The sequence below is a fragment of the Deltaproteobacteria bacterium genome, assembly GCA_016223005.1.
GTDB lineage: Bacteria > Desulfobacterota > GWC2-55-46 > UBA9637 > GWC2-42-11 > JACRPW01.
The window spans coordinates 24,415-46,703 of record JACRPW010000043.1; the positions used below are offsets into that span (position 1 = coordinate 24,415).

Annotated in this window: 22 protein-coding genes and 1 pseudogene; 11 read left to right on the top strand and 12 right to left on the bottom strand. The window is 39.9% G+C overall.

Annotated elements, in window-relative coordinates; all coding sequences use genetic code 11:
- Positions 1 to 27: 27 nt before the first annotated feature.
- Together HZC45_05005 and HZC45_05010 are read right to left on the bottom strand one after the other, a co-directional pair.
- Entirely contained in the window at positions 28 to 1,509 is a 1,482-nt protein-coding gene (locus HZC45_05005) for a DUF3391 domain-containing protein (GenBank protein ID MBI5682508.1), read from the bottom strand.
- Complete coding sequence (locus HZC45_05010; GenBank protein ID MBI5682509.1) at positions 1,510 to 2,664, bottom strand: branched-chain amino acid ABC transporter substrate-binding protein; 1,155 nt, start codon at positions 2,662 to 2,664, stop codon at positions 1,510 to 1,512.
- 348 nt (positions 2,665 to 3,012) lie between these two features.
- Between HZC45_05010 and HZC45_05015 the strand changes: the two genes are divergently transcribed.
- Both HZC45_05015 and HZC45_05020 read left to right on the top strand, forming a co-directional pair.
- Positions 3,013 to 3,948, top strand: coding sequence for a cytochrome c (locus HZC45_05015; protein MBI5682510.1), 936 nt, complete (start codon positions 3,013 to 3,015; stop codon positions 3,946 to 3,948).
- 27 nt (positions 3,949 to 3,975) lie between these two features.
- Positions 3,976 to 5,667, top strand: coding sequence for a beta-propeller fold lactonase family protein (locus HZC45_05020; GenBank protein ID MBI5682511.1), 1,692 nt, complete (start codon positions 3,976 to 3,978; stop codon positions 5,665 to 5,667).
- Positions 5,668 to 5,792: 125 nt separating this feature from the next.
- Here HZC45_05020 and HZC45_05025 read toward each other — a convergent pair whose 3' ends face one another.
- The 7 genes from HZC45_05025 to HZC45_05055 form a co-directional block, all read right to left on the bottom strand.
- Positions 5,793 to 6,944 (bottom strand): ABC transporter ATP-binding protein, encoded by a 1,152-nt coding sequence (locus tag HZC45_05025; GenBank protein MBI5682512.1) that lies wholly within the window; start codon positions 6,942 to 6,944, stop codon positions 5,793 to 5,795.
- A 60-nt stretch (positions 6,945 to 7,004) separates the two neighbouring features.
- Positions 7,005 to 7,661: a molybdate ABC transporter permease subunit gene (gene modB / locus HZC45_05030; GenBank protein MBI5682513.1), complete on the bottom strand. Its 657-nt coding sequence runs from the start codon at positions 7,659 to 7,661 to the stop codon at positions 7,005 to 7,007.
- Positions 7,662 to 7,663: 2 nt separating this feature from the next.
- Positions 7,664 to 7,960 (bottom strand): molybdate ABC transporter substrate-binding protein, encoded by a 297-nt coding sequence (modA, locus tag HZC45_05035; GenBank protein MBI5682514.1) that lies wholly within the window; start codon positions 7,958 to 7,960, stop codon positions 7,664 to 7,666.
- Entirely contained in the window at positions 7,950 to 8,330 is a 381-nt protein-coding gene (gene modA / locus HZC45_05040; GenBank protein MBI5682515.1) for a molybdate ABC transporter substrate-binding protein, read from the bottom strand. The genes modA (HZC45_05035) and modA (HZC45_05040) overlap by 11 nt, the downstream gene beginning before the upstream one ends.
- 79 nt (positions 8,331 to 8,409) lie before the next feature.
- Positions 8,410 to 9,855, bottom strand: coding sequence for a M48 family metalloprotease (locus HZC45_05045; GenBank protein ID MBI5682516.1), 1,446 nt, complete (start codon positions 9,853 to 9,855; stop codon positions 8,410 to 8,412).
- Positions 9,852 to 10,493 carry a methyltransferase domain-containing protein gene (locus HZC45_05050; protein MBI5682517.1) on the bottom strand — a complete coding sequence of 214 codons (642 nt, stop codon included), beginning with the start codon at positions 10,491 to 10,493 and terminating at the stop codon, positions 9,852 to 9,854. Before HZC45_05050 ends, HZC45_05045 begins: the two co-directional genes overlap by 4 nt.
- Positions 10,471 to 11,832 (bottom strand): DUF1015 domain-containing protein, encoded by a 1,362-nt coding sequence (locus tag HZC45_05055; GenBank protein ID MBI5682518.1) that lies wholly within the window; start codon positions 11,830 to 11,832, stop codon positions 10,471 to 10,473. The genes HZC45_05050 and HZC45_05055 overlap by 23 nt, the downstream gene beginning before the upstream one ends.
- Before the next feature lie 212 nt (positions 11,833 to 12,044).
- Between HZC45_05055 and HZC45_05060 the strand changes: the two genes are divergently transcribed.
- The 4 genes from HZC45_05060 (at position 12,045) to HZC45_05075 (ending at position 14,754) form a co-directional block, all read left to right on the top strand.
- Positions 12,045 to 13,022, top strand: a complete 978-nt coding sequence (locus HZC45_05060) for a sensor domain-containing diguanylate cyclase (protein ID MBI5682519.1) — start codon at positions 12,045 to 12,047, stop codon at positions 13,020 to 13,022.
- A 110-nt stretch (positions 13,023 to 13,132) separates the two neighbouring features.
- Positions 13,133 to 13,903: an inositol monophosphatase gene (locus HZC45_05065; GenBank protein MBI5682520.1), complete on the top strand. Its 771-nt coding sequence runs from the start codon at positions 13,133 to 13,135 to the stop codon at positions 13,901 to 13,903.
- Positions 13,900 to 14,241, top strand: a complete 342-nt coding sequence (locus tag HZC45_05070) for a phage holin family protein (GenBank protein ID MBI5682521.1) — start codon at positions 13,900 to 13,902, stop codon at positions 14,239 to 14,241. The genes HZC45_05065 and HZC45_05070 overlap by 4 nt, the downstream gene beginning before the upstream one ends.
- A complete protein-coding gene (locus HZC45_05075) occupies positions 14,242 to 14,754 on the top strand; it encodes a DUF2062 domain-containing protein (protein ID MBI5682522.1) in 513 nt (170 codons plus the stop codon).
- A 63-nt stretch (positions 14,755 to 14,817) separates the two neighbouring features.
- Here the strand turns inward: HZC45_05075 and HZC45_05080 are convergent, their stop codons facing one another.
- From HZC45_05080 to HZC45_05090, 3 genes and pseudogenes are all read right to left on the bottom strand, one after another.
- On the bottom strand, positions 14,818 to 16,041 hold the full coding sequence (locus HZC45_05080; protein MBI5682523.1) for an aspartate kinase: 1,224 nt from the start codon (positions 16,039 to 16,041) through the stop codon (positions 14,818 to 14,820).
- Positions 16,042 to 16,043: 2 nt separating this feature from the next.
- Positions 16,044 to 17,298 (bottom strand): annotated as a pseudogene (locus HZC45_05085) (FAD-dependent oxidoreductase).
- Between the two features lie 148 nt (positions 17,299 to 17,446).
- Positions 17,447 to 18,382, bottom strand: a complete 936-nt coding sequence (locus tag HZC45_05090; GenBank protein ID MBI5682524.1) for a UDP-3-O-acyl-N-acetylglucosamine deacetylase — start codon at positions 18,380 to 18,382, stop codon at positions 17,447 to 17,449.
- A gap of 251 nt (positions 18,383 to 18,633) precedes the next feature.
- On the opposite strand from HZC45_05090, the gene HZC45_05095 reads away from it, so the two are divergent.
- The 5 genes from HZC45_05095 to HZC45_05115 all read left to right on the top strand — a co-directional run.
- Complete coding sequence (locus HZC45_05095; protein MBI5682525.1) at positions 18,634 to 18,969, top strand: winged helix-turn-helix transcriptional regulator; 336 nt, start codon at positions 18,634 to 18,636, stop codon at positions 18,967 to 18,969.
- A 48-nt stretch (positions 18,970 to 19,017) separates the two neighbouring features.
- Positions 19,018 to 19,698 carry a molecular chaperone TorD family protein gene (locus HZC45_05100; protein ID MBI5682526.1) on the top strand — a complete coding sequence of 227 codons (681 nt, stop codon included), beginning with the start codon at positions 19,018 to 19,020 and terminating at the stop codon, positions 19,696 to 19,698.
- Between the two features lie 40 nt (positions 19,699 to 19,738).
- On the top strand, positions 19,739 to 20,143 hold the full coding sequence (locus HZC45_05105) for a metalloregulator ArsR/SmtB family transcription factor (GenBank protein MBI5682527.1): 405 nt from the start codon (positions 19,739 to 19,741) through the stop codon (positions 20,141 to 20,143).
- Positions 20,144 to 20,267: 124 nt separating this feature from the next.
- Positions 20,268 to 21,548 carry a 4Fe-4S binding protein gene (locus HZC45_05110; GenBank protein MBI5682528.1) on the top strand — a complete coding sequence of 427 codons (1,281 nt, stop codon included), beginning with the start codon at positions 20,268 to 20,270 and terminating at the stop codon, positions 21,546 to 21,548.
- Positions 21,549 to 21,711: 163 nt separating this feature from the next.
- The coding region (locus HZC45_05115) for a cytochrome C554 (GenBank protein ID MBI5682529.1) at positions 21,712 to 22,289 on the top strand (578 nt) is incomplete at its 3' end.

The window sequence follows — 22,289 nt, forward strand, 5'->3', positions numbered from 1 at the left end:
ATGGTTTTTAAAAAATAGTTTAGATTGTCAATCCATAACCCTCATCCTCTCCTGTTTGCCAAGCATGGCAACAAAATACTTGAACACCTTCTGGTCATAATCCAGGGTATGTCTTGCAAGATAGTTTGATGCATCAAACGGAGAGAGCGCCTTCTTATATGCCCGTTCAGTGGTCAAGGCATCATATATATCTGAAATGGCTGAAATCCTGCCAAAGAGGTGTATCGCATCTCCTGAAAGTCCACGGGGATAACCAACACCGCTTATCTTCTCGTGGTGATGCTTTAATGGATAGAGCGCTATTTCAGGGATGTCCTTATGACCCTCTATGATTTTCTCCCCAAACAAAACATGATTTTTCATTATATTGAATTCCGTATCAGTTAAATTCCCGGGCTTATTTATAAGACTAGAATCTATCATACTCTTGCCGATGTCATGAAGCAAGGCGCCAAAACCAAGATTAAAAAGTTCATGGTTCCCTGCCAGCCCCATCAACATTCCAATACCTATGGAAATGGTACATACATTAACAGAATGGACATAGGTATAGTAGTCGTGGGTATTTATCCGCATAAGGCTATAAAACGATGACGGATTTTCAAGCACTGTTTGAATCAATTCATTAACAGAGTTTTTTGCCTCTTTCAGATGAATGCCGCTTCGTGGATTTTCAAGCAATTCCTTTGTAACAATCTTTGTATTTTCCTTTATTATCGCAATCCTGACATCCTCTTTAATCTCGGATGTCTGTATCTTTGCCAATAATCCCTTTAGATAAAATTGGTACTTGTCCTTATCTTCTATCCTTATCAGGATGTTTGCCTTTTTGTAATCAGGGAAAAAAGAAGGTATTAAATCTTCGTCAAATATCCTGTCTGCCTCATGGAATAAAGAGACCCTTATATCCTGCTCAATGGATAATGGAAACGGGATTGCAAGTCCTGATATAAGTATGGAAGGGTTAATGGGGATATAGTTGTTGAGATAATCATTGTATCTATGGGTTCTTTCCTGTGTCTCAAAGCCTTTTGCAAGACCTTTTCTGGATAGTTCCTTTTCCCCCTCAACACTTTTTAGATATTCATCAAGTAAATGCCTCTCTCTTTCATCTATGTAAAGGGTTTGTATATTATGCTCCCTTATATCATATAGGATTTCAGAGTGGAGGGGGAGGTTGTTTTTTAAATAAATGGTGAACCCATCCCCATCTTTAGTATACAAACTGAATGGAATTACTTCACCTGCTATAAGGGAACCTACAGGCACCTCTATATAGTTAATGGAACTGCTGGTAGAAATCTCAACTACCTCTTTTTCATCAACATCAAGCCCCTTTTCTGTATTTATATAGACATCTTCAATCCTGCTGTCTATAAGTTTCTGAATATCTTCAGAAGACTTAATCTTGAACTGGTGAAACAGAAATGGTGTTGAAAACCAACTTTGGTCAATCTTTTCTACATAATTACCAATCTTAAGTTTTTTTACAGATACCCTTTTAATCATCTATTCTTTTGCAGGTGACCAGTATTCCTTGAAATCACCATCCTTTGTGAGCCAGACAACATAAGGCGCCTTTAACACATCTCCCTTTTTGTCAAACTGAATTAAACCAAGGGCGCCCTCGTATTTAAGGTTTCGTATTGCATCCAGTATCTTTTTACCTTCAAGGCTGCCTGCATTTCTAATGCCTGTCAGCAGTATGTTTGCAGCATCATAGGCATATATTGAGTATGGACCATGCTCTCCGTATTTTGCATGATACTTGTCAAGAAATGCCTTTGAACTTGGTATGTTTATTGGGTCAGGGCTGAATGTAAGATATGTCCCTTCTGCATTATCTCTACCTGCAATCTTAATAAATTCTTTGTCAATGGTCCCATCACCGCTCATAAAAGGCGATTTTATACCGAGTTCCTTTGCCTGTTTTATAAGTAGCCCTGCCTCAGGGTATATACCGCCAAAATATATAAGTTCAGGCATCGTATCCTTTATACTTGTTAAGACAGCCCTAAAATCCTTATCACCCTGAATAATAACACCATAATAAACTACTTCCACACCTCCCAGCGCCTTTTTAAACTCATCTGCAAGCCCCTGTCCGTAAGTTGTTTTATCGTGTATGATTGCAACTTTTTTTATCTTTAATTTCCTTGAAACAAATTCTGCTGCAATACTACCCTGCTGGTCATCTCTGCCGCAAACCCTGAAGACATTTTCAAATCCCCTCTCTGTTAATTGCGGGTTTGTTGAGGCAGGGGTGAGCATTGGGATATTTCCCCTGTCTCTATACACTTCAGATGCAGGGATTGACGCAGAACTGTTCCAGTGGCCTATAACACCGACAACCTCCGAATTGGTGAGTTTATTGGCAACAGTTACAGCACTTTTTGGGTCATGCTGGTCATCCTCTGCAAGAAGTTCAATCTTCTTTCCAAGCAGCCCGCCCCTTTCATTCCACTCTGATACAGCAAGTTCCACACCATTCTTCAAATCCATTCCCATCTTTGCTTGGTCTCCTGTCAATGGTCCAGCCACCCCTATCTTAATGGTATCTTCCTTTCTTGTGCAGCCAATGAAGACAGTGAACAGTAAGAGGTAAGCAGTGAACAGTAATAAAGTTTTAAATTTAGATTCTTGAGATTTGGGTTTGTTTGCCATATATCCTCCTTTTTGCAAAAAGGTAAATTCCCCAACAAGTTACAGGTCAATATGACTTATGGGGGGGGTTATCTTTATTAAATGTAAAAAATATACTACAGATGAAAAAGAAAAGACAACCAAAAATCAAGATATAGGGCAAAATTTAACACTTTTTTTTCTTGACTTTTACTGGTTAGTATTCTATTTTTGGCACATTCATGTAAAGGCATGCAAGTTCAAATAATGACTTCTATATACCCGATTTCTGTTACAACGAATAAAAACCAAACCGAAAGGAGGTGAAAAATCAACTACCATAAAGATTTAAGAGCAGTGTTTGTTAGTCAAAATAAGGAGGTGAAAGAAATGAAAACAAGGTCGCAGTTAGTAGCATTAACAAGTGCGCTCATATTTGCACTGTTTATTGCAGCACCATTTGCAGATGCTGCTGAGAAGAGATGCCGCATAGGCAATGAAAAAGTTGAGTGCCCTACGAGGACAGATGCTGAACTGCAAACAGCAGTTGCCAACTTTGATAAAGAGGCTACAGACATGATGAAGGGCATTGGCGGAAGCACATACGGCATAGCACCCTTTGACTACCTCACCGGCGTCGGTAAGAGGACTACCAAGGCTGACACAAAGACCTTCAAGGTTGAAAGCGGTTACGCAAAGGGCACTGGCAGGACAGAGGCATGGGACAGAATTAAGAAACCTGCCTCAGGCGAGGCTATCTACAACCAGTGGACAAACAACTGGTCGCCTTCGTTTAAGAGCACTCTGGTTGCTGGCGCAGACCCGAATGAAGGCAAGCAGTGGTATTATGTTTATTGCGTAGGGTGCCACGGCTGGCTTCTGCACGGTGATGGTCCTAATGCAGTGTATCTTGACCCAAAGCCGAGGATACTTACAAAGGGTTCGTATATGAACAAAAAGACAAATGTAGAACTCTTTGCAACAATCAAGGGCGGCGGCGGTTCAGTTGACCTTTCAGAGATTATGCCTGCATGGGGCAATCTTTTACAGGATCAGGATATCTGGAATGTTATTGCATGGATAAGGGCAAACGCGGATGTAAAGCCAATAACAAGCCTGGAAGACTATCTAAACCCAAAATCTTCATTTGACCCAAAGTCAAAGGAAAACGCAGTTACTCCATTGAATGCTGCAAAAAGCCCTGAGTTTAAGGATGCACAGGAAACAGTTGAGGCATCGTTGGCAGGCAGAGGCGGGAAGCAGAAGGGCGCTGGTTTTGTTGAAGGTGGTTTAAGAAAGGCGCCTGAAAAGGTTACAATAGAATAAATCTAGAGAAAGAGGGGATGAAGAAAAATGCAATTTAGGAAGATTGGTTTTCTAATAGCAGCATGTATAATGCTGGCTGCGGTTCCTTTGGCAGTAAATGCTGCTGAAAGAGACTGGCACATAACAGAAACCAGCCCAAACGACGCCCCGCTTCAGGATACAATGTTAATGTATAATGCAGGCGGAACAGACGGTTCTGTTGCTGTCTTTGGTGTCCCGAGCATGAGGACATACAGGCATATACTTGTTGGTGTTGACCTGCATGAGCCGGTATTCAGCGCAAAGGACAATTCAGGCACAAAGAACCTAAACCCTGACGGAAAATTTCTATATGTAAATGACAAGGCTGCAAATACAATAGGTGTAATCAACCTGCAGTTGGGCGCTCTGGAGAGGCTTATAGCATTGCCATTCCCATTCGGTGTCCATCACATATCATTAAGCAGGGACGGCAAAAGCCTTTATGCAACAGGTGAACTTACAGGCAAGATGGCAAAGGTTGACATTGCAACAGGCAAGGCACAGGTAATAGACTGGGGTCCTGCTCCAAGCGCACCTGACTATCTTGATGTAAGCAAGCCGCCGAAAAAAGAAATGATATTCTCAGGCAACTACTATCATTCAACAGTCGGTGTATTCCAGCCAAATCCATTCAAACTCATAAAAGAGATACCAGTTGGAAAGAACCCCCATGGGACAGATGCAGAGCCAAAAGGCAGGTATATACAGGTTGCAGATAAACTCTCTGCAACACTTACAATTATTGATGTGGACACCCTCTCTGTAAAAAAGGTTATACCAGCAGGCGCTGGTCCTCTCCACAATGTGTTTGACGCAAAAGGCAATGCATATACATCCTGCTTTGTTGCAGACTCTATTGTTAAGACAAACCTTGATAAACTTGAGGTTGTTGATGAATTTCCGGTCCATTACAGGATAGGGCATATTGCAGTAACTGATGATGCCAAGTATGTGTTTGCGCTCAATAAGTTTTCTACAGGTCTTTTCAGTCCAACAGGCATCCGTTGGCCTGTAAACCACGAGATGATTGATGCGGATGAGAAAAGCCCGACATACGGCAAGTCATTAAAGATTATCCCTGTTGACGGCGAGCCGCATAATGCAAAGATTATCTCTGCAAACATGATTAAGGATTGGACAATGGGTCAGGCAGAAAAAGGCGGACTTCTTGACAAGCCGTTAACAGAGGTAAGGCCAACGCATGTCAGCGGAAAGATTAGTTATCTTCCTGTTGACACAGGCAAGCCTGGCATTACTGTTGCAAAGGACGGCGTAAAAGAGATTCGTGTAAAGGCATTTAGTTACGGTTATGTCCCAAGACAAATGAGGGTGAACAAGGGCGACAAGGTCAGAATCATCGTGACAAATATAGACAAGGCATCCGGTATCACTAAGAACCCTGATGTTATCATGGGCTTTACCATATATGGTCCTTATGCAACAAGGACAATGCTGCATATTCCAAGGGGCGTTTCATTGATGTCGGAATTTGTTGCAGATTACGCAGGCGAATATGAAATCTACTGCGAGACATTCTGTGGACCTCTGCACCTTGAGATGAGGGCGGCATTCTTTGTTGATGACCCAAAGAAGGGTCCTTCAAATCTTGGTGTTGGAGATTATGATGAGGCTCAGAAGCAGAAACAATTGAATGTCCCTGAAGAACATCTGTCAGCACCAAAACCAGAGATTCTGTAAGGGTAGTTAAAGGTAAACCTAAAATATCCCGGCATCTCCTGTGCAATAACAGGGGACCGGGATATTTTTTTTGCCATAGTTTTTTATTCTATCACTTTCACTATAAATTCTGCTCATTTAAGTCTTCAGCCCTCTTTTATCATCCAGATACACTCCTTTTTCAAGCAGACAGTTATCTCTTTATTTAATTCTATGTTGAGCCTTCTGAATACTATACTTGGTATGTCTATCTTAAGGTTAACATTAGGACTGCCCTTTGCTGTGAAATACAATATATAACCTGTTCCCTTTGCCATTATGCCTGATACTGTTCCCTCTATAAGATTATCCTGCACACTTCTGTCAAGTGGTCTATCGGTTTTTATTATCATAATCTCTTCGGGTCTTATGCCAAAACATACCTTGTCACCGATATTAAAATCAGTATTTTTAATCAGGGAGATTTGCTTATACGGAGGAATCAATTGTCTGGCAATCATAATACTGCCTGTCTCTATTGAATCTATTATAATATTGCTGTTATCAAGTGATTTTATTACACCGTGAAATATATTCCTTGCACCGATAAACCTTGCAACATTTTTTGTCATTGGTCTGTAAAACACATCTTCCCTTGTCCCAAACTGCTCAATCCTACCATTATTTATAACAGCAATCCTCTCCCCAAGCATAAATGCCTCTTCCATATCATGGGTTACCAGAAGTGTTGTTATTGGGAATCTCTTATGTATTACTATAAGTTCATGCCGTAATTTTTCCCTAACCTGATTGTCAAGTGCTGAAAAGGGCTCGTCCAGAAGCAGTATCTCCGGTTCTGTGGCAAGTGTCCTTGCAAGGGCTGTCCTCTGTTTTTGTCCTCCTGAAATCTGGGATGGGTGCCTGTTCTCAATACCTGTCAAACGCATGAGTTCAAGGAGTTCGTAAACCTTGTCTTTTATTTCATGGTGGGGCATATGTGAAATTCCATAGGCAATATTTTCAAATACTGTCATGTGGGGGAATAATGCATAATCTTGAAATAGATACCCAATCCGCCTTTTCCTTATTGGGATATCTATGCCTCTTGTTGAATCAAAGATATTTCTTTCGTTTATATTTATACAGCCGGCATCGGGCTTAACAATACCAGAAAGCATATTAAGGGTTATACTCTTGCCTGAACCGGACGGTCCAAAGAGAACCGCGATTTCATTATTAAGTTCAAGTCCTATATCCAGATGAAAGTCGTGCAGGTGTTTTTTTAGAGAAAACTTCAGCGCCAATCTATTTGCCCTCATTTTAGGTATCAGGTATCAGGTGTCAGAAAAACCTAGAACCTGAAACCTAGCTGCTAGAACCTAAAACCTGTTTTTAGAAAACCAGTTTACAAAATATATTACAGAGATTGAAAATACTGTTACCATCACTACAAGGATATTTGCCAGAGATGTGTTTCCTGTCTGGACTGCATCATATATGGCAATCGGCATTGTCTGTGTTAGCCCAGGAATATTACCTGCAACCATAAGTGTAGCGCCAAACTCACCGGTTGCCCTTGCAAATGCCATGACTGAGCCTGCAGCAATGCCGCGCCATGCAAGCGGGATTGTGATAGTCTTTAATACCTGCCATTCTGATTTCCCAAGGAGCCTCGCTGTATTTTCTAGATTTTTATCTACACCTTCAAGTGATGACCGTGCAGGTTTTATAAAGAGAGGAAGGGATGAGATAAATGCAGCAGCCACAGCCCCCTTCCATGTAAAGACAAGTGTTATGCCAAGTGTATCTTCCAATAGTCTGCCAAGGGGACTGTACCTTCCAAAAAGCACAAGGAGATAATAACCAAGGACAGTCGGAGGGATTACCAAAGGCTGCATTATTACGGCATCTAAAATGCCCTTGCCCCAGAAATCCTTTTTTGCCATTATAAGTGCAATCCCGAGCCCTGATATTACAGTGAAAAGTGTCGCAAAAAAGGATACCTTTAATGTCAGATATAAAGGGAATAAATCCATTATTAAAACTCTCCCGGCAGTAAAAACCCGTATCTTTTCATTATCTGCCTGCTATTAGGACTATTCATATATTCTATAAATCTCTTTGCCTCTTTTTCATTCTTTGCGGCCTTAAGTATTCCAACAGATTGATCTATTGGGTTATGGAGGTTGCTGTCAATCAACAAGTATTCTATTTCAGGGACGTTGGCAACAGACAAAGCAACTATGCCTGCCTGCGCGTTTCCTGTCTGGATAAACTGTAATGTCTGGCGGATATTTTCACCATAAACAAGTTTGGGTTTAATTTTATTCCACAATCCTAGTTTTACAAAAACTTACCCCCGATTTTTTATTCACAGCAAGGACAATCCTCCCCTGTGCATAAATCTGCTGAGAGTCAGGGAGTATCAATCCGTTTTCTCTTAACCTGTTCATATATCCTTCATTAGCAGCAAAAAATATGTCAAACGGCGCACCATTTTCAATCTGCATAGCAAAGATGCCTGTAGAGCCAAAGGAAAGCACGGTTTTTATGCCTGTATCTTTTTCAAATCCTCTAACTATTTCATTTAATGCAAAGGTTAAGTCGCTGGCAGCAGCAATAGTCAATGTCCTTTCGGCTGAATGGACATTTTTGGGGACGACCGTTAGTGCTAAAAAAAGTAGGATTGCAGTAAGTGTTCTCATCTTACCTAAAGATGTCCTCAAAACTTAAAAAAACATACTGTAAAACAGAATAGAATGCAAATAGAAATTGTCTCCCAAATTATCTAATAGGTGATTTAAGAACAGCCAGTCTTCCCCCAGCGTATCTGCCAAGTTTGGTATTTGGGGCAATCCTAACCTGTAATTCATATTCATGTATTGCTGCCCCTATATCACTTACATTTTCATGGGATATACCCAGCATACCATGAACTTCAGGGTGTTTTGGTGATGTCTGTGCAAAATCCATTAAATACAGAATTGCCTTCTTCCACTCCTTTAACTGAAAGTAACTCCTGCCAATGCCAAAAAGAGAGGGTGGATGCGATGGATAGAGTTCAAGGCTTCTTTTGAACTTATCTGCTGCGCTGCTATAATTACCTTTCAGATAATAAGTAATTCCTAACCCATAGTATGAAGGCTGGTAATCAGCATCTATAGAAAGCGCCTTTTTAAAATTTCTTTCTGATTCATAAAAATCCTTTTGCTTAATTCTTATCATCCCCATTAGATTATAAAAAGGTGCCTGCTCGCTATTTACTGATATGGATTTTTGTAATCTCTCCTCTGCATCCTGAAACTTACCCTTTTCATACAGGCTCACTGCCTCATCATAAATAAAATAGGATTGATTTGCCTCTCTGATCCTTGCTGTCATTGACTGAAAATGCTCCTTAAATCTGCCGTCCCCTTTGAAGATAAATGGAGAAAGTTCACGAATCATTGCCTCTATCTCATGCCTTCTAACCCCTGTCCTTGGGTGCGTTGAAAATAGTTCATCTAAAAATGTATCCCCTTTTCTTTTTGCATCCTCCCTTTTGAGATAGCGACTAACTGCAGCCTCCAGCCTCTCATGTGCATTTAATGCCTCACTGGGTTCATATCCCAGTTTTGCCATATATTTTATTCCAAGTCTGTCTGCCTGAATCTCCTGATTTCTGTCATATTTTAATAATAGTAAATTGCTTCCGATGCTGGCAAGTGTCAGTATCTCATCAGTGCCTTTTCCGCCTTCAAGGGCAACCCCGCCTAATGCAATACCAATCTGCTGCAGTGTGCCCACAGATATTCTCTTGGCTGTATGCCTTGCCATTACATGACCAGCCTCATGCCCCATTACTGCTGTAAACTGTGCCTCGTTTTCAAGTTCGGAGAGGAGCCCCCTTGTAATAGCCACATATCCGGGAAGGGCAAAGGCATTTGGGATAGATGTGTTTTGTATGACAAACCTCATTGGCAGGTGAGACCTTTCTGATACCTGCCATATATCCTTTACAACCCCTTCAAGATAGGACTTGAGTTCAGCATCCTTGTATTCCCCGCCAAAATCCCAGTTGAGAGATGGTGCAGCATTCTTGCCTATAGTGATTTCCTCTTCCTCACTTACGAGCATGAACTCTTTTTCGCCTGTAACAGGATTAACCGCGCATGAGATTAGGGTTGAACAAATCAGTATAAGAAATAAACTGAATAACAAAGACCTTGCCATAGAAAATCTCCCTATCATTTTTTCCCCGCCTCTATTAAAAAGCATTTTACTGCCTTCCCTGTTCCTGCAAATTTTAACCTTGTAACCTCTAACCCTTCAGTGGTTAATGCAGAAACAACCTCTTGTAACCTTGCTGTTGGATATATGTAAAAGACCATTCCTTTGGGTTTTAACAAATACCTTGAAATCTGGACAAGTTCTTGTAGTGTCCCAAACATCTCATGTCTTGCAATAGATTTTTCTGGGTCCGGACATATCCTGCCTGAACCTGCCCTTGCATACGGAGGATTGCTTAAGACAACAGAAAATGAGCCCCCTTTAAAAACCCTTTTTAGTTCTCTGAAATCACACCTTAATATCTTAACCCTTTTTGCAAGACCATTGAGGCTTATATTGCGGATGGCGAGTTTTGCAAGATTATCTTGTATCTCAACGCCGACTATCTTTTTTACACTTGTCTTATATGCAAGGAGCAGCGGGATGATGCCTGAACCAGTGCCTATATCCAGAACAGTATCATTTATAGACAGCGGTGTTGCAAACTCTGCTAAAAGAATAGGGTCTTCGGAAAATCTATACCCATTTTTTTTCTGGATAATCTTGAATGGACCTATGTTATCAATTGTCTCGCCGCTAAAGAGTTGCGACTTGCTCATTTTCATCAACAGAATTTATAACAAGCCCTGAAAGGAGTTTAGGGTAGAAATATGTTGATTTTTGTGGCATCACATAACCTGCGTTTGCAACATCCTTAACCTGCTCTATCTTTGTAGGGTGAAGTAAAAACGCCATCTGATGGCTTCCGCCTTTAAGCGACTCAAGTGTTTCATCTAACCCTTTTACATAAACAAGGTTTTCCTGATTTTCCTGCGATTTTGATGACAGCCCGAGTATCTTAGTAAATATCAATGAGTGCAGCACTGTTACATCAAGTGCATTAAAGACATCTGGTATCGTGTCCTTAAATATCTGTTCCATTATATCATTTGATTTAAGTTGCAGTATAAAGTATGAATCCATTCCTTTTATGGCAAGTCCGAATGACGGAAGGGGGTCATTATACATCTCTTCAAATCTTTTATAGAATGCCTTTCTTACCTCTGGTTCTACTGTCTTGTCAAACCGCACCTCATGGACATCAAAGAAATTAGAGCAGTTCACAAGGAATGTGTTTGGAATAAAATTTAGTATGCTGTGAATTATACGATGGGTAGGCAGTATTGTCATACCCTCATCGTCCATGTTGGAAAAATACATCATCACATAATTAAAACCCTCTTTGCCTGTCCATCCCTTTTTACTATCCATCATCTCCCTGCGGTAGTTAAGGGCTGTTTCATACCGATGGTGACCATCTGCAATGAAAAGGGGGGTATCCTTGAGCCTTTCTATAATCTCTTTTATTGCTTTATGGTTGTCAACCCTCCACATCCTGTTTATTACGCCGTCATCATCTGCTACCTCTGTAAGCAGGTTTTCTGTTATATGTGCCTCAAGGATTGAATTTATCATCTTTTCTGGTTCAGAGTAGAGTGAAAATATACAGCAGAAGTTTGCCTTACATGCCCTAATGAGATTCAGTCTGTCTGCCTTTGGTCCGGCAAGGGTCTTTTCATGCGGATGGATTTTACCTGAACCAAACTCCTCCAATCTTGCCAGTGCTATGAATCCTCTCCTGTCTTTTGTCTCACCATTTTTTAATCTATAGGTTTGTGTGTAGTAATATATTGCTGGTTTTTTATCTTGTTCAAGCACACCATCTTTTTGCCATTTTTTAAAATCAATACTTGCCCTTATGTATCTATTATTTTCAGTATTGTCATCAGGATAGGTTTTGCCAAGTATAAGCCTTACGATGTTATATGGATGCCTTTGGTAAAGTTCTTCCTGAAACTGCGGAGATATGACATCATAAGGCGGTGCCATCACCTTTGATACATCCCCAATCTTTTCCTGATTATACAGATGCCCTCTGAATGGCAATATATCTGCCATAAATCTTTCTCCTTACACAATAGAATCATTTTGGTGCGTAATGCTATCAACTGCCTTTTGAAAGGTCAAGAAAATCTTAAACAGAAAATCTTAAACAGGCAAGATATGATTTTACAACCAAAAAAGACTTGAAAAATTTTTATTATTTGTTATTGTTTATCCCAACCAATCTTACATGGGCAGGAGATAAAGATCTTTTTAGGAGGTTTGTCTTGGTCAAAGCAGATGTTGTAAAAGAAATTATAAATAGTTTTGTAAGCCGTCTGTCTCATGAAGAGGCATTGAGTCTTGCCCTTCAAAAAGTTGTAGAGGGATTTAACTGCAATAGTTGCGCAATCATTACCACTTATGAAAAGAACTATCCGATAATAAAGACAGCAAAGGGACTGAGTAACGATTATATAAAATCGTTTTATGCAGAATCTGGAAAAGAGGTTATTAGTAATGTTATCAGAACCAGAAAAGCGATTTTAATAACAAAGGGATATCCTGACTTTAATAAACATGGCTATAGATTTGAACATGACTATAAGAGTCTTTTTGCAGCGCCTGTTTTTATGCACGACAAACCGCTGGGTATAATGTATATGGATTTTACTGATGATAAAGTTCCCTCTCAAGAAGAACAAAAGGCATTTATTGACATAGTAAATATATGTTCAATTATAATTGACCACGAAATAAAGGCAGATGAATACATGAAAACCTTAAACATAGATAATCTCACGGGCATTTATACATACAAATACTTTAATGAAGAACTCCATAAAGAAATCAAAAGGGCGATCAAGTTTAAACATCCGCTGACGGTAATGATTGCATCCATAGGGCATATGAATGAGTATAATTCTGTATATGGATATATAGCAGGAAATGAGGCAATAGAATCCATTGCCGATATAGTAAGGGCTAATCTGCATGATATAAATACCGTAAGCCGTTATGCTGCCAGATTTGCACTGATTTTCCCTGAAGTTACTTCTTCTGTTGTTCAAAAATTTGCTGAAAAGATACTCTGTGATTTCTCTTCATCTGGTTTATTTAAGGATAAAAAACCTGAACTTACATTAAGGATTGGCATTGCCTCATTTCCTGCTGATGCTGAAAATGAAACCTCCCTGTTGAACATTGCGGAAAAGAATGTCTATGAATCAACAAGAAAAGGCGGCAATAGCATAACAGTATCATAGATATCCTGAACTAACCCTGTCATAATCCCTTCCGTAAAAATCAATGTCTATTTTTGGGTCCCTTTTTCCTGCTTGCTTATAATCTTATATTTGTGTAATTTAGAAAATATATGCAAAGTTTTAAAGATACAGCAGTAGATGCTGCAAAAAAGGCTGGCAGTCTATTGAAAGAGAATCTGGGCAAAATCCATGCTATAGAGATGAAGGGTGCAGTTGATATTGTTACAGAAATGGATAGACTTGCTGAAGACCTCATAATAAATGAATTAAAGAGTGCCTTCTCTGATTGCGGCATTCTTACAGAAGAGAGTATAGAGCATAGATCTTTGTCATCATACCGCTGGATTATTGACCCCCTTGACGGCACAACAAACTATGCACACGGGTATCCTGTATTTTGTGTATCCATTGCACTGGAAAAAGATGGGGATGTAATCTTTGGTGTTGTATATAGCCCAATGTTGAACGAACTCTTTACTGCTGAAAGGGGTAATGGTGCATATCTGAACGATAAGAGGATTTATGTCTCAAGGGTGAACGATTTAAATTCATCCCTCCTTGCAACAGGCTTCCCTTACGATGTGCGCACATCTCAAAATAACAATATAAACCACTTTGCAAATTTTGCTGTCCGTGCCCAGGCAATAAGAAGGGCAGGCTCTGCTGCCCTTGATTTATGCTATATTGCATGCGGCAGGTTTGACGGCTTCTGGGAATTAAAATTGAAACCATGGGATGTGGCAGCAGGGGGACTTATAATACAGGAGGCAGGGGGGGAGTTATCTGATTTTAAAGGTAGTCCCTTTTCTATTTTTTCTCAAGAAACACTAGCAAGTAATGGTATAATACATAAAGAAATGCTGGGGGTCTTAAACCTTTGAAGAATCTTTTATTGCGATGGATTATAAATGGATTTTCAATCATCCTTGCATCCCTTGTCCTGAAAGGCATAATACTTGATAATTTTATGTCCGCATTTACTGCAGGGGCATTATTAGGCATATTTAATGCGGTAATAAGACCCATTTTAATTATACTCACACTGCCGGTAAATATTCTGACACTCGGACTATTTACACTTGTAATAAATGGGTTTATGCTGTGGCTTGTAGGCTCTGTTATCAAAGGTTTTGAGGTTACAGGTTTTATACCTGCGGTGTCAGGCGCATTGTTTATAAGTGCGGTCAGTCTGCTTGTCAGCCTGTTTATAAAGGATTAAATGAGCAAAAACAAAAAAAATCATCCGTATCTTACAAGAATCAAGAGATGGATTAAACTGCACTACTATAAGGTTGTTCGTCTTGATGACCCGCCTGAAAAGATTGCCCGTGGTGTTGCTATCGGTGTATTTATGGGGATATTCCCAACCTTTGGGCTTGGTATAATTGCCGCCATTATATCTGCCTATATATTAAAGGCAAACAGGGCTGCTGCTGTCATTGGAAGTTTTATCATGAACCCGATTACAACGCCGGTATTCTGGACGCTTTCATCTTTTGTTGGCGCTATTATATTCTGGCAGGATAGAGAACTCGTTATGGCAAATATACGGAACCACAGTTTCTTTAATGGCATGGGGTGGGCATATATTGCATTCATCGTTGGTAATATAATAGTATCAAGTGCCTTTTCTGCATTATCATATTTCCTTACAAAAAAATGGGTTATAGGGCACAAAAGTCATAAGGCAATGAAAATGGCTGCGGCCAGCAAGTTGAAATATTTCAAGTAACCCCGAAAAATAAAAACCAAATGCATTTTTCAAGTAACATAAAACCCACCCCGATTTCCTATCTCACACATCCTCTTTCCCTAGTCCAAATGCCTTGTGAAGCACCCTTACGGCAAGTTCAGTATATTTTACATCAATAACACAGGAGATTTTTATTTCGGATGTAGAAATCATCTGGATATTTATCCCTTCTTCTGCAAGGGTCTCAAACATCTTTGATGCAATGCCTGCATGACTTCTCATGCCGGCTCCTACAATAGAAACCTTTGCAATATTTGTATCTGATAATACCCCTTTTGCCTTTATATTCTTTGCTGTCTTTTGAACCAACTGCAGAGCCTTTTTAAAATCAGCCTTTGATACGGTGAATGTTAAGTCTGTGAAACCATCGTGGCTTATATTTTGGACGATCATATCAACATTTATATTTGTCCTTGTAAGAGGTGCAAAGAGTTTTGCTGCTATACCCGGCATATCAGGCACTCTTATAAGTGATATCTTCGCCTCGTCTTTATTGTATGTAATACCTGAAACAACTACCCGTTCCATATCTTTGTCCTCCTTTGTGACTAGTGTTCCTTCTGCGTCTGTAAATGATGACTTTACCATAACAGGGACACTGTATTTTTTTGCAAATTCAACACTTCTTGTTTGTAATACCTTTGCACCAAGACTTGCCATTTCCAGCATTTCATCGTATGAGATCTTTTTAAGTTTTTTTGCATCAGGACAGATATTCGGATCTGTTGTATACACACCTTCAACATCCGTATAGATTTCGCAGACATCCGACTTAATTGCTGCTGCAAGCGCAACAGCAGTTGTGTCAGAGCCGCCTCTGCCAAGTGTTGTAATATTCCCATCTTCGTCAACACCCTGAAACCCTGCAACCACAACGATATTTCCATTTTTAAGTTCAGAGAAAAGTTTCTCTGTATCAATCCTCTCTATCCTTGCCTTGCCAAAAGAACTGTCTGTTATTATCGGCACCTGATGCCCGAGAAAGGATTTTGCCTTAAAGCCCAGTTCCTGAAGAGCAAGGGCAAGTAGCCCGGTTGTAACCTGCTCCCCTGTTGATACAACAGCATCATATTCCCTGCCAATTGGGAATTCCTTTGATTGATGCGCCAAGTCAACGAGTTTATTTGTCTCTCCTGACATTGCAGAGACAACCACAACAACCTTATTTCCCTTCCTCTTTGTCTGTGCAACCCTTATGGCAACATTTCTAATTCTTTCAATATTGCCGACAGATGTTCCGCCGTATTTTTGAACGATTAATGCCATGTCTACCTCTTCCTTCCTATTTTATGTACCGCCATCCCATGCACATCTTCTGCTGCCTCCATGACAATTTCAGGCAGTGTTGGATGGGCATGTATTGTCTCAGCAATGTCCTTTGTTTTTACACCTGTCTTTATTGCAAGGGCAACCTCGCCAATCAAATCCGTTGCATGGGCGCCTATGATTGAGCAGCCAAGAACCTTATCTGTAGAGGGGTCTGCAAGGATTTGGACAAAGCCTTCTTCCTCGCCCATGCACAAAGCCTTGCCTGATGCCGCATAAGGAAATCTTCCGATTTTCACATCAAGCCCTTTTTCCTTTGCCTCCTTTTCACGCAAGCCAACGCTTGCTATTTCAGGGTCAGTAAATATGCCTGCTGGCACGCATGAATAATCCATAGTCTCATTTTTCCCAAGCGCATTTTTAACAGCAACTATGCCTTCACTGGATGCAATATGAGCCAAAAGCATCCCTCCTATAACATCCCCTGCCGCATAAACATCATGGACATTTGTCTCCATTTTTTCGTTTCCAACAACCCTGCCTTTTTCCGTGTTCATGCCGATTTTTTCCAGCCCTAATCCCTGCGAATTAAAACTCCTGCCGATTGATACCATGACCTTTTCAGTTACAAACTCTCTGCTGTCTTTGAGTGTTGTTCTTACACCGCTGCCTGTATCCTCAACACTTTCAACCATTGCCTCAGTAATTACATCAATGCCTCTATCTTTAAAATTCTTTAGTATAACCCTTGAGACCTGCTTATCCTCCATATAGAGTATTATGGGCAGGAGTTCAATGATTGTAATCTTACTTCCAAATTCTGCGAACATACTGGCGAATTCACATCCCATTACACCGCCGCCTATTATTAGGAGGCTCTTCGGGACTTTAGTCAAATTCAAAAGTTCTGTGGATGTGATGATATTCTTTCTGTCAATGTTAAATGCAGGTATCATTGCAGGCTCTGAACCTGTTGCAATAATCGTTTTTTTGGCAAATATAATTTCAACCTGACCGTCCCTTTTTGTAACCTTAATCTGGTTTGGATTCTCAAAAGAACCATCTCCATCAAAAGATGCAACACCATTTCCTTTCAGGAGTTGAAGCCTTTGTAGGGATGCACCCCCTGTTGAGGCATGTCCCGCCAATTCTCTTTTTTTCAATGACCGCGACCTTCGCCCCTTCTTGCGCCCCCTTTATTGCCGCAACATACCCTGCAGGTCCTCCGCCTATAACAACAACATCAAACTCTTGCATTTAATCCTCCGTAGATTGTACAGATTTGCGCCATATCTGTTTTGATATGCATCTTAAGACTAATGCATCAATTTTGCCTTATGAAAGGTAACAGAGATTTTCTTTGAAATCAAGTGGAGAAAAGCAGGTGAAGTGGTAAAGGATTTATTTATGAGGCAACATAGCAATAAGAAAAGGCAGGGTCCAATACCATTTCCCGAATAGTGTCTTTATAGGATGTTGCGGCAGGTATTTCTTCAGCAAATGTCCAACTTGAAGGGCTTTCAATAACCTTTCTTACAAGTTTCTGATTTAAACAATGTCCTGATCTTTCTGCAATAATGTGTCCTCTTATTGTTGCTCCAAGAAGAGAGATGTCACCCATACAGTCAAGGATCTTATGTCTTACGAATTCGTCCGGAAACCGCATGCAATCTCTGTTAATAATCTTTGTGTCATCTATGACAATTGCATTTTCAAGAGAGCCGCCTGCCACCAGCCCCTGAGATCTAAGCCATTCAACCTCTTTTAAAAATCCAAATGTTCTTGCCCCGCATAGTTCATCTTTAAAAGATGTTTCAGAGTAAACGGTTGAAAGAGATTGATTTTTCAAGAATGGATGGTCAAAACTTATAGAGTATGTTATTTTAAAATCCCTTGCAGGCAGCATCAACGCCACCTTTCTGCCATCCCTGACCTTTATAGGTCTCTTTATAACGATAATCTTTTTTATCTTTTTCTGGGTTTCAATGCCTGCTGTCTGTATTAACTCCACAAAAGGCAATGCACTTCCATCCATTATAGGTATTTCACAGGAATCAACCTCAACAACTGCATTGTCTATTTCAAGACCATAAAATGCAGCGAGAAGATGTTCTACAGTTCCTAATGTGATGCCCTCTAATCCAAGTGTTGTTGCAAGCCGGGTGTCAACAACATTTTTTGAGCATGCCTTAATAACAACACCACCGCTGACATCCGTTCTTATAAATGTTATGCCGCTATTTTCATCAGCAGGTAATATCCTGACATTGACTTTTTTGCCGCTGTGAAGTCCAATGCCGTTAAAACTTACGCTGTTTTTTAATGTCTTTTGTTTTGCCATATTATCATTAAAATTGGTTTACAAGATAAAGGGTAAGCAAATAATATGCCATGTGCATAAATTTAAAATTATCAAGCAAATACAATTAGATGCAAGCTTTCGTCCGGGTTAAAAAGGGATAGGGGGTGTATTTAAAATACAACCCATTAGATATTCATTCTCTTTTTTGATACGCTTGTAAAAATTTTTTAAAAATCTCTTGACATCATTATTGTAATATACTATATACGCACATGCGTATATACAAATCTATGGAAAAGGTCATACAGATATATAAAGCCCTGTCTGATGGAACAAGAATAAGGATAGTAAATATCCTTCAGGGTAAAAGGCTGTGTGTTAACCGTATAGCAGAGGTCCTTGGGATTCAGCAGGCTAAAATATCCCGCCATCTATTTTATCTTAAAAATGTGGGTTTGGTTAATAGTGAAAAAGACGGGCTTCGGGTTTACTATACACTGCCAGATGATGGATTATGCCAACCAGTAATAAAATGTCTTAAAGAATTAAGAAAAGATGTCATAGAACTGGATGAGGATATAAAAAGACTAAACAAAGAGAAGTCGCGCGAAGAGTCGTGCTGTTAAAATTTTTCAAGGCTAAAGCCTTGAGGGACATAAATCATAGGAGAATTCATGCCTGAAGTTATTGAGAAATCTGACCCGTCAACTATCGCAAAAAGCAGAGCAGGTGTTTATCATCTTATTTCAAAGTTTTATTTGAAAGAGGTTTCTCCTGAATTTTTGGCTGTCCTCAAGAAAAAAGAGATGCTGGAATTATTAAATGGTCTTGACGTTGATTTTGGCAAGGTTCTTTCTAATTTCTCTGACGAGACAAAATTTCTGGATGAACTTGCAACAGAATATGCGGCTCTCTTTATTGTCGGAGGCGGCATTCCGCCTTATGAATCAGCGCGTTTGAAAGGGATGTTATGTCAGGAGCCTGAGGCGCAGGTAAGGGCGTTTTATAAAAGATGCGGTCTAACTGTAAAAGATGAAAACAAAATATTTTCTGACCATCTTGGTATGGAATTGGAGTTTATGGGTTATCTTGCGGATAAAGAGGCAGAGGCATGGAAAAACAATGATGAAAAGACCGCCGGGGAGTGGAGCGGCTTGCAAAAAGAATTTTTTACAGAACATCTGGATAAATGGGCATTTGCCTTTTTAAAGGATATGGCTCTATGCGCCTTTCATCCGTTTTATAAAGAGGCGGCTAAACTTACAAGATGTTTTCTGGAACTGGAAAAGGAAGACCTGATTGACAGCAAGCAAAATAGGATAGAGTCTGCGGACAAAATATCCTTGACAACATGATAAAAAATATTTATATATCCATATCCGCATAAACAGATATATGAAAAAGATTACTAAAATATATCAGGCGCTTTCAGACGAGACAAGACTAAGGATATTAAACCTGCTGCACGAAGGCGAACTATGCGTATGCCATATTATGGATGTTTTGGAAACAGGTCAATCAAAAATATCAAGACATCTTACATATCTTAAAAATGCGGGGCTTGTTCATAATAGAAGAAACGGGCTTTGGGTTTACTATTCATTATCAAAGGATAAATCTTATATACCTCTCTTAAAATGTCTGAAAGAATTGAGGGTGAGTGTAAGGCAGTTAAAAAACGATAGTGAAAGGATGCTCAAGAAAAAGGACGAGGCTTCTTTATTAGGTATGACTATAGATACGAAATGTTGTAATACTTCCAAAACAGAAAAGAATAGCAGAACAGAGTGTAAATGTTAGTTTACTAAACAGGAATATTTTCCTGATTGATAGGTTTGTAAAGAGTCAAAAAAGCAGTTTGCATTTTTAATTATTATACCTTTTTAACAAATGTAATTTTTAAAGACTTTTTACAAAACCGTCAATGATAAATTTTACACCTGATAGATGCCAATCATGGCTTTACAAAAAGGCTGACTGCCGTTTGTGTGTTGAAGCCTGTCCTGTTGAGGGTTGCATAAGTTTTAAAGACTCTCAACTGATTGTTAAGGCAGAAGAATGTGTCGGTTGCGGCGTATGCACAACTGTCTGTCCCACAAGCGCCCTGGAAATGGAAGGGTTAACTGACAGAGAACTCTTAAGCAGGCTTATGGCAGCACTGCCTGAAAACACTACCAGTATTACCCCTCAACCCGCAATCCGAAATCCGCAATCCGAAATTTTCTTAACTATTGGCTGTTCCCTTGGTTCAAAGGATTCTAAATCTGCAATCTGCAATCTGCAATCTGCAATCTTCATCAATCTTCCCTGTCTTGCTATATTAAAAGAATCACATCTCATATCTTTAGTCCTTTCAGGCACGCGGAATATTTACCTTGACTTAACCCGATGTGGTGACTGTTCATTCAAACACGGCAGAAAGACTATTGAAAAGACCATGTCTTATGCCTCAAGTCTTTTGGGGGCGATGGGGTATGAAGATAGACTTCAGACTTCAGACTTCAGACTTCAGACACCAGACCAAAATCAAAACAAGAAGTCAATCCTATCATTCAGAAAAAACAAAAAAAATAACATAAAAACCATAACCCCTGAACCTGAATATTCAAGGAGGGAACTCCTGCACTTTTTCAGGGAAAAGGCTGTAGAAAAGGCGGTAGAGAGGGTTGTGGGTAAGACTAATAGAAAGAAAGGGGGTGGGAAGAAAGCAGGTGATGTTCCAGAGAGAAGGGAAATCCTTCTTGAGATATTAGGTAAAGAAAAAAACATTGTTCAATCTAATCAGATTAAAGATGGCAGTTTTCCTGTTCATAGTATAAGGATAGATGATGACTGCACATTGTGCAATGACTGCAATCTTTTCTGTCCAACAGGGGCATTAGCAAAAGTTGAGCAAAAAGCGGAAACAGATGATGAAACAGGAGAGGTAAGGCTCGATTTTAATATGTCGCTTTGCATGGGCTGTGAACAGTGCGCAGAACTCTGCCCTGAAGATGCAATGAGCCTTGTAAAGGATATAAATCTATCTGATTTTGCGTCAGGCAGTGTCCAAACCCTGTTTAGCAAAGTCAGCAAAAAATGTCCTTCCTGCAACAGGGTGTTTTATCCAGAAGACGGTATGGAAGGATGCCTCATCTGCAAGAAAAGAAAAGATAGTGATGATATGTTTTTTAACGCAATTTTCAGTCAGCAAGATATGCAGTGATTTTTTAAAAACCAGCAAGTTCGTCATTCCCCGGTTTATCCGGGGAATCCAGTGTTCTTTAAAATCAAAGACTTCTGGATTCCCGCCTTCGCGGGAATGACAGAGAAACAGTATTTTTCAAAGGTTTCTATGCAGTAAATTAAAAAAAGGAGGATTATATTAGATGAAGAGATTTTTGATTTCAATTTTTGCAGTAATTACACTTTTTGCAGCAAAAGAGGTTCTTGCAGCAGCAGGGGCTTATGAGGGCTACAAGAAATGCGGAGGATGTCATAAGAGCCAGAAAGACGCATGGTTAGAGACAAAACATGCCAAGGCAATGCACTCACTGAAACCAGGGGAGCGCAAGGAAGAAAAGAAGAAAGCAAAACTGGACCCTGAAAAGGACTATACTCAGGAGAAAGATTGTCTTACCTGTCATACAACAGGGTTTGGCGAAAGGGGTGGTTATAAGGCAAGTATGTCTGGAAAAGATGCAGAGTATTTTGGAAATATAGGCTGTGAATCATGTCATGGGGCAGGCAGTGTTTATAGAAAAGACCACAGCGATGCAGGGAAGGCATTTAAGGCATCCCAAAAACCCAGCCCAAGGCAAAAACTGGTTGATAATGGGCAGAATTTTGACTATGAAGCAGCCTGTAAAAAATGTCATATGAATTTTGAAGGTCAGCCGGGCGCAAAGGAGCCGTTTACCCCATTCACGCCAAAAGTGGATGCAAAATATAAATTTGACTTTGAAAA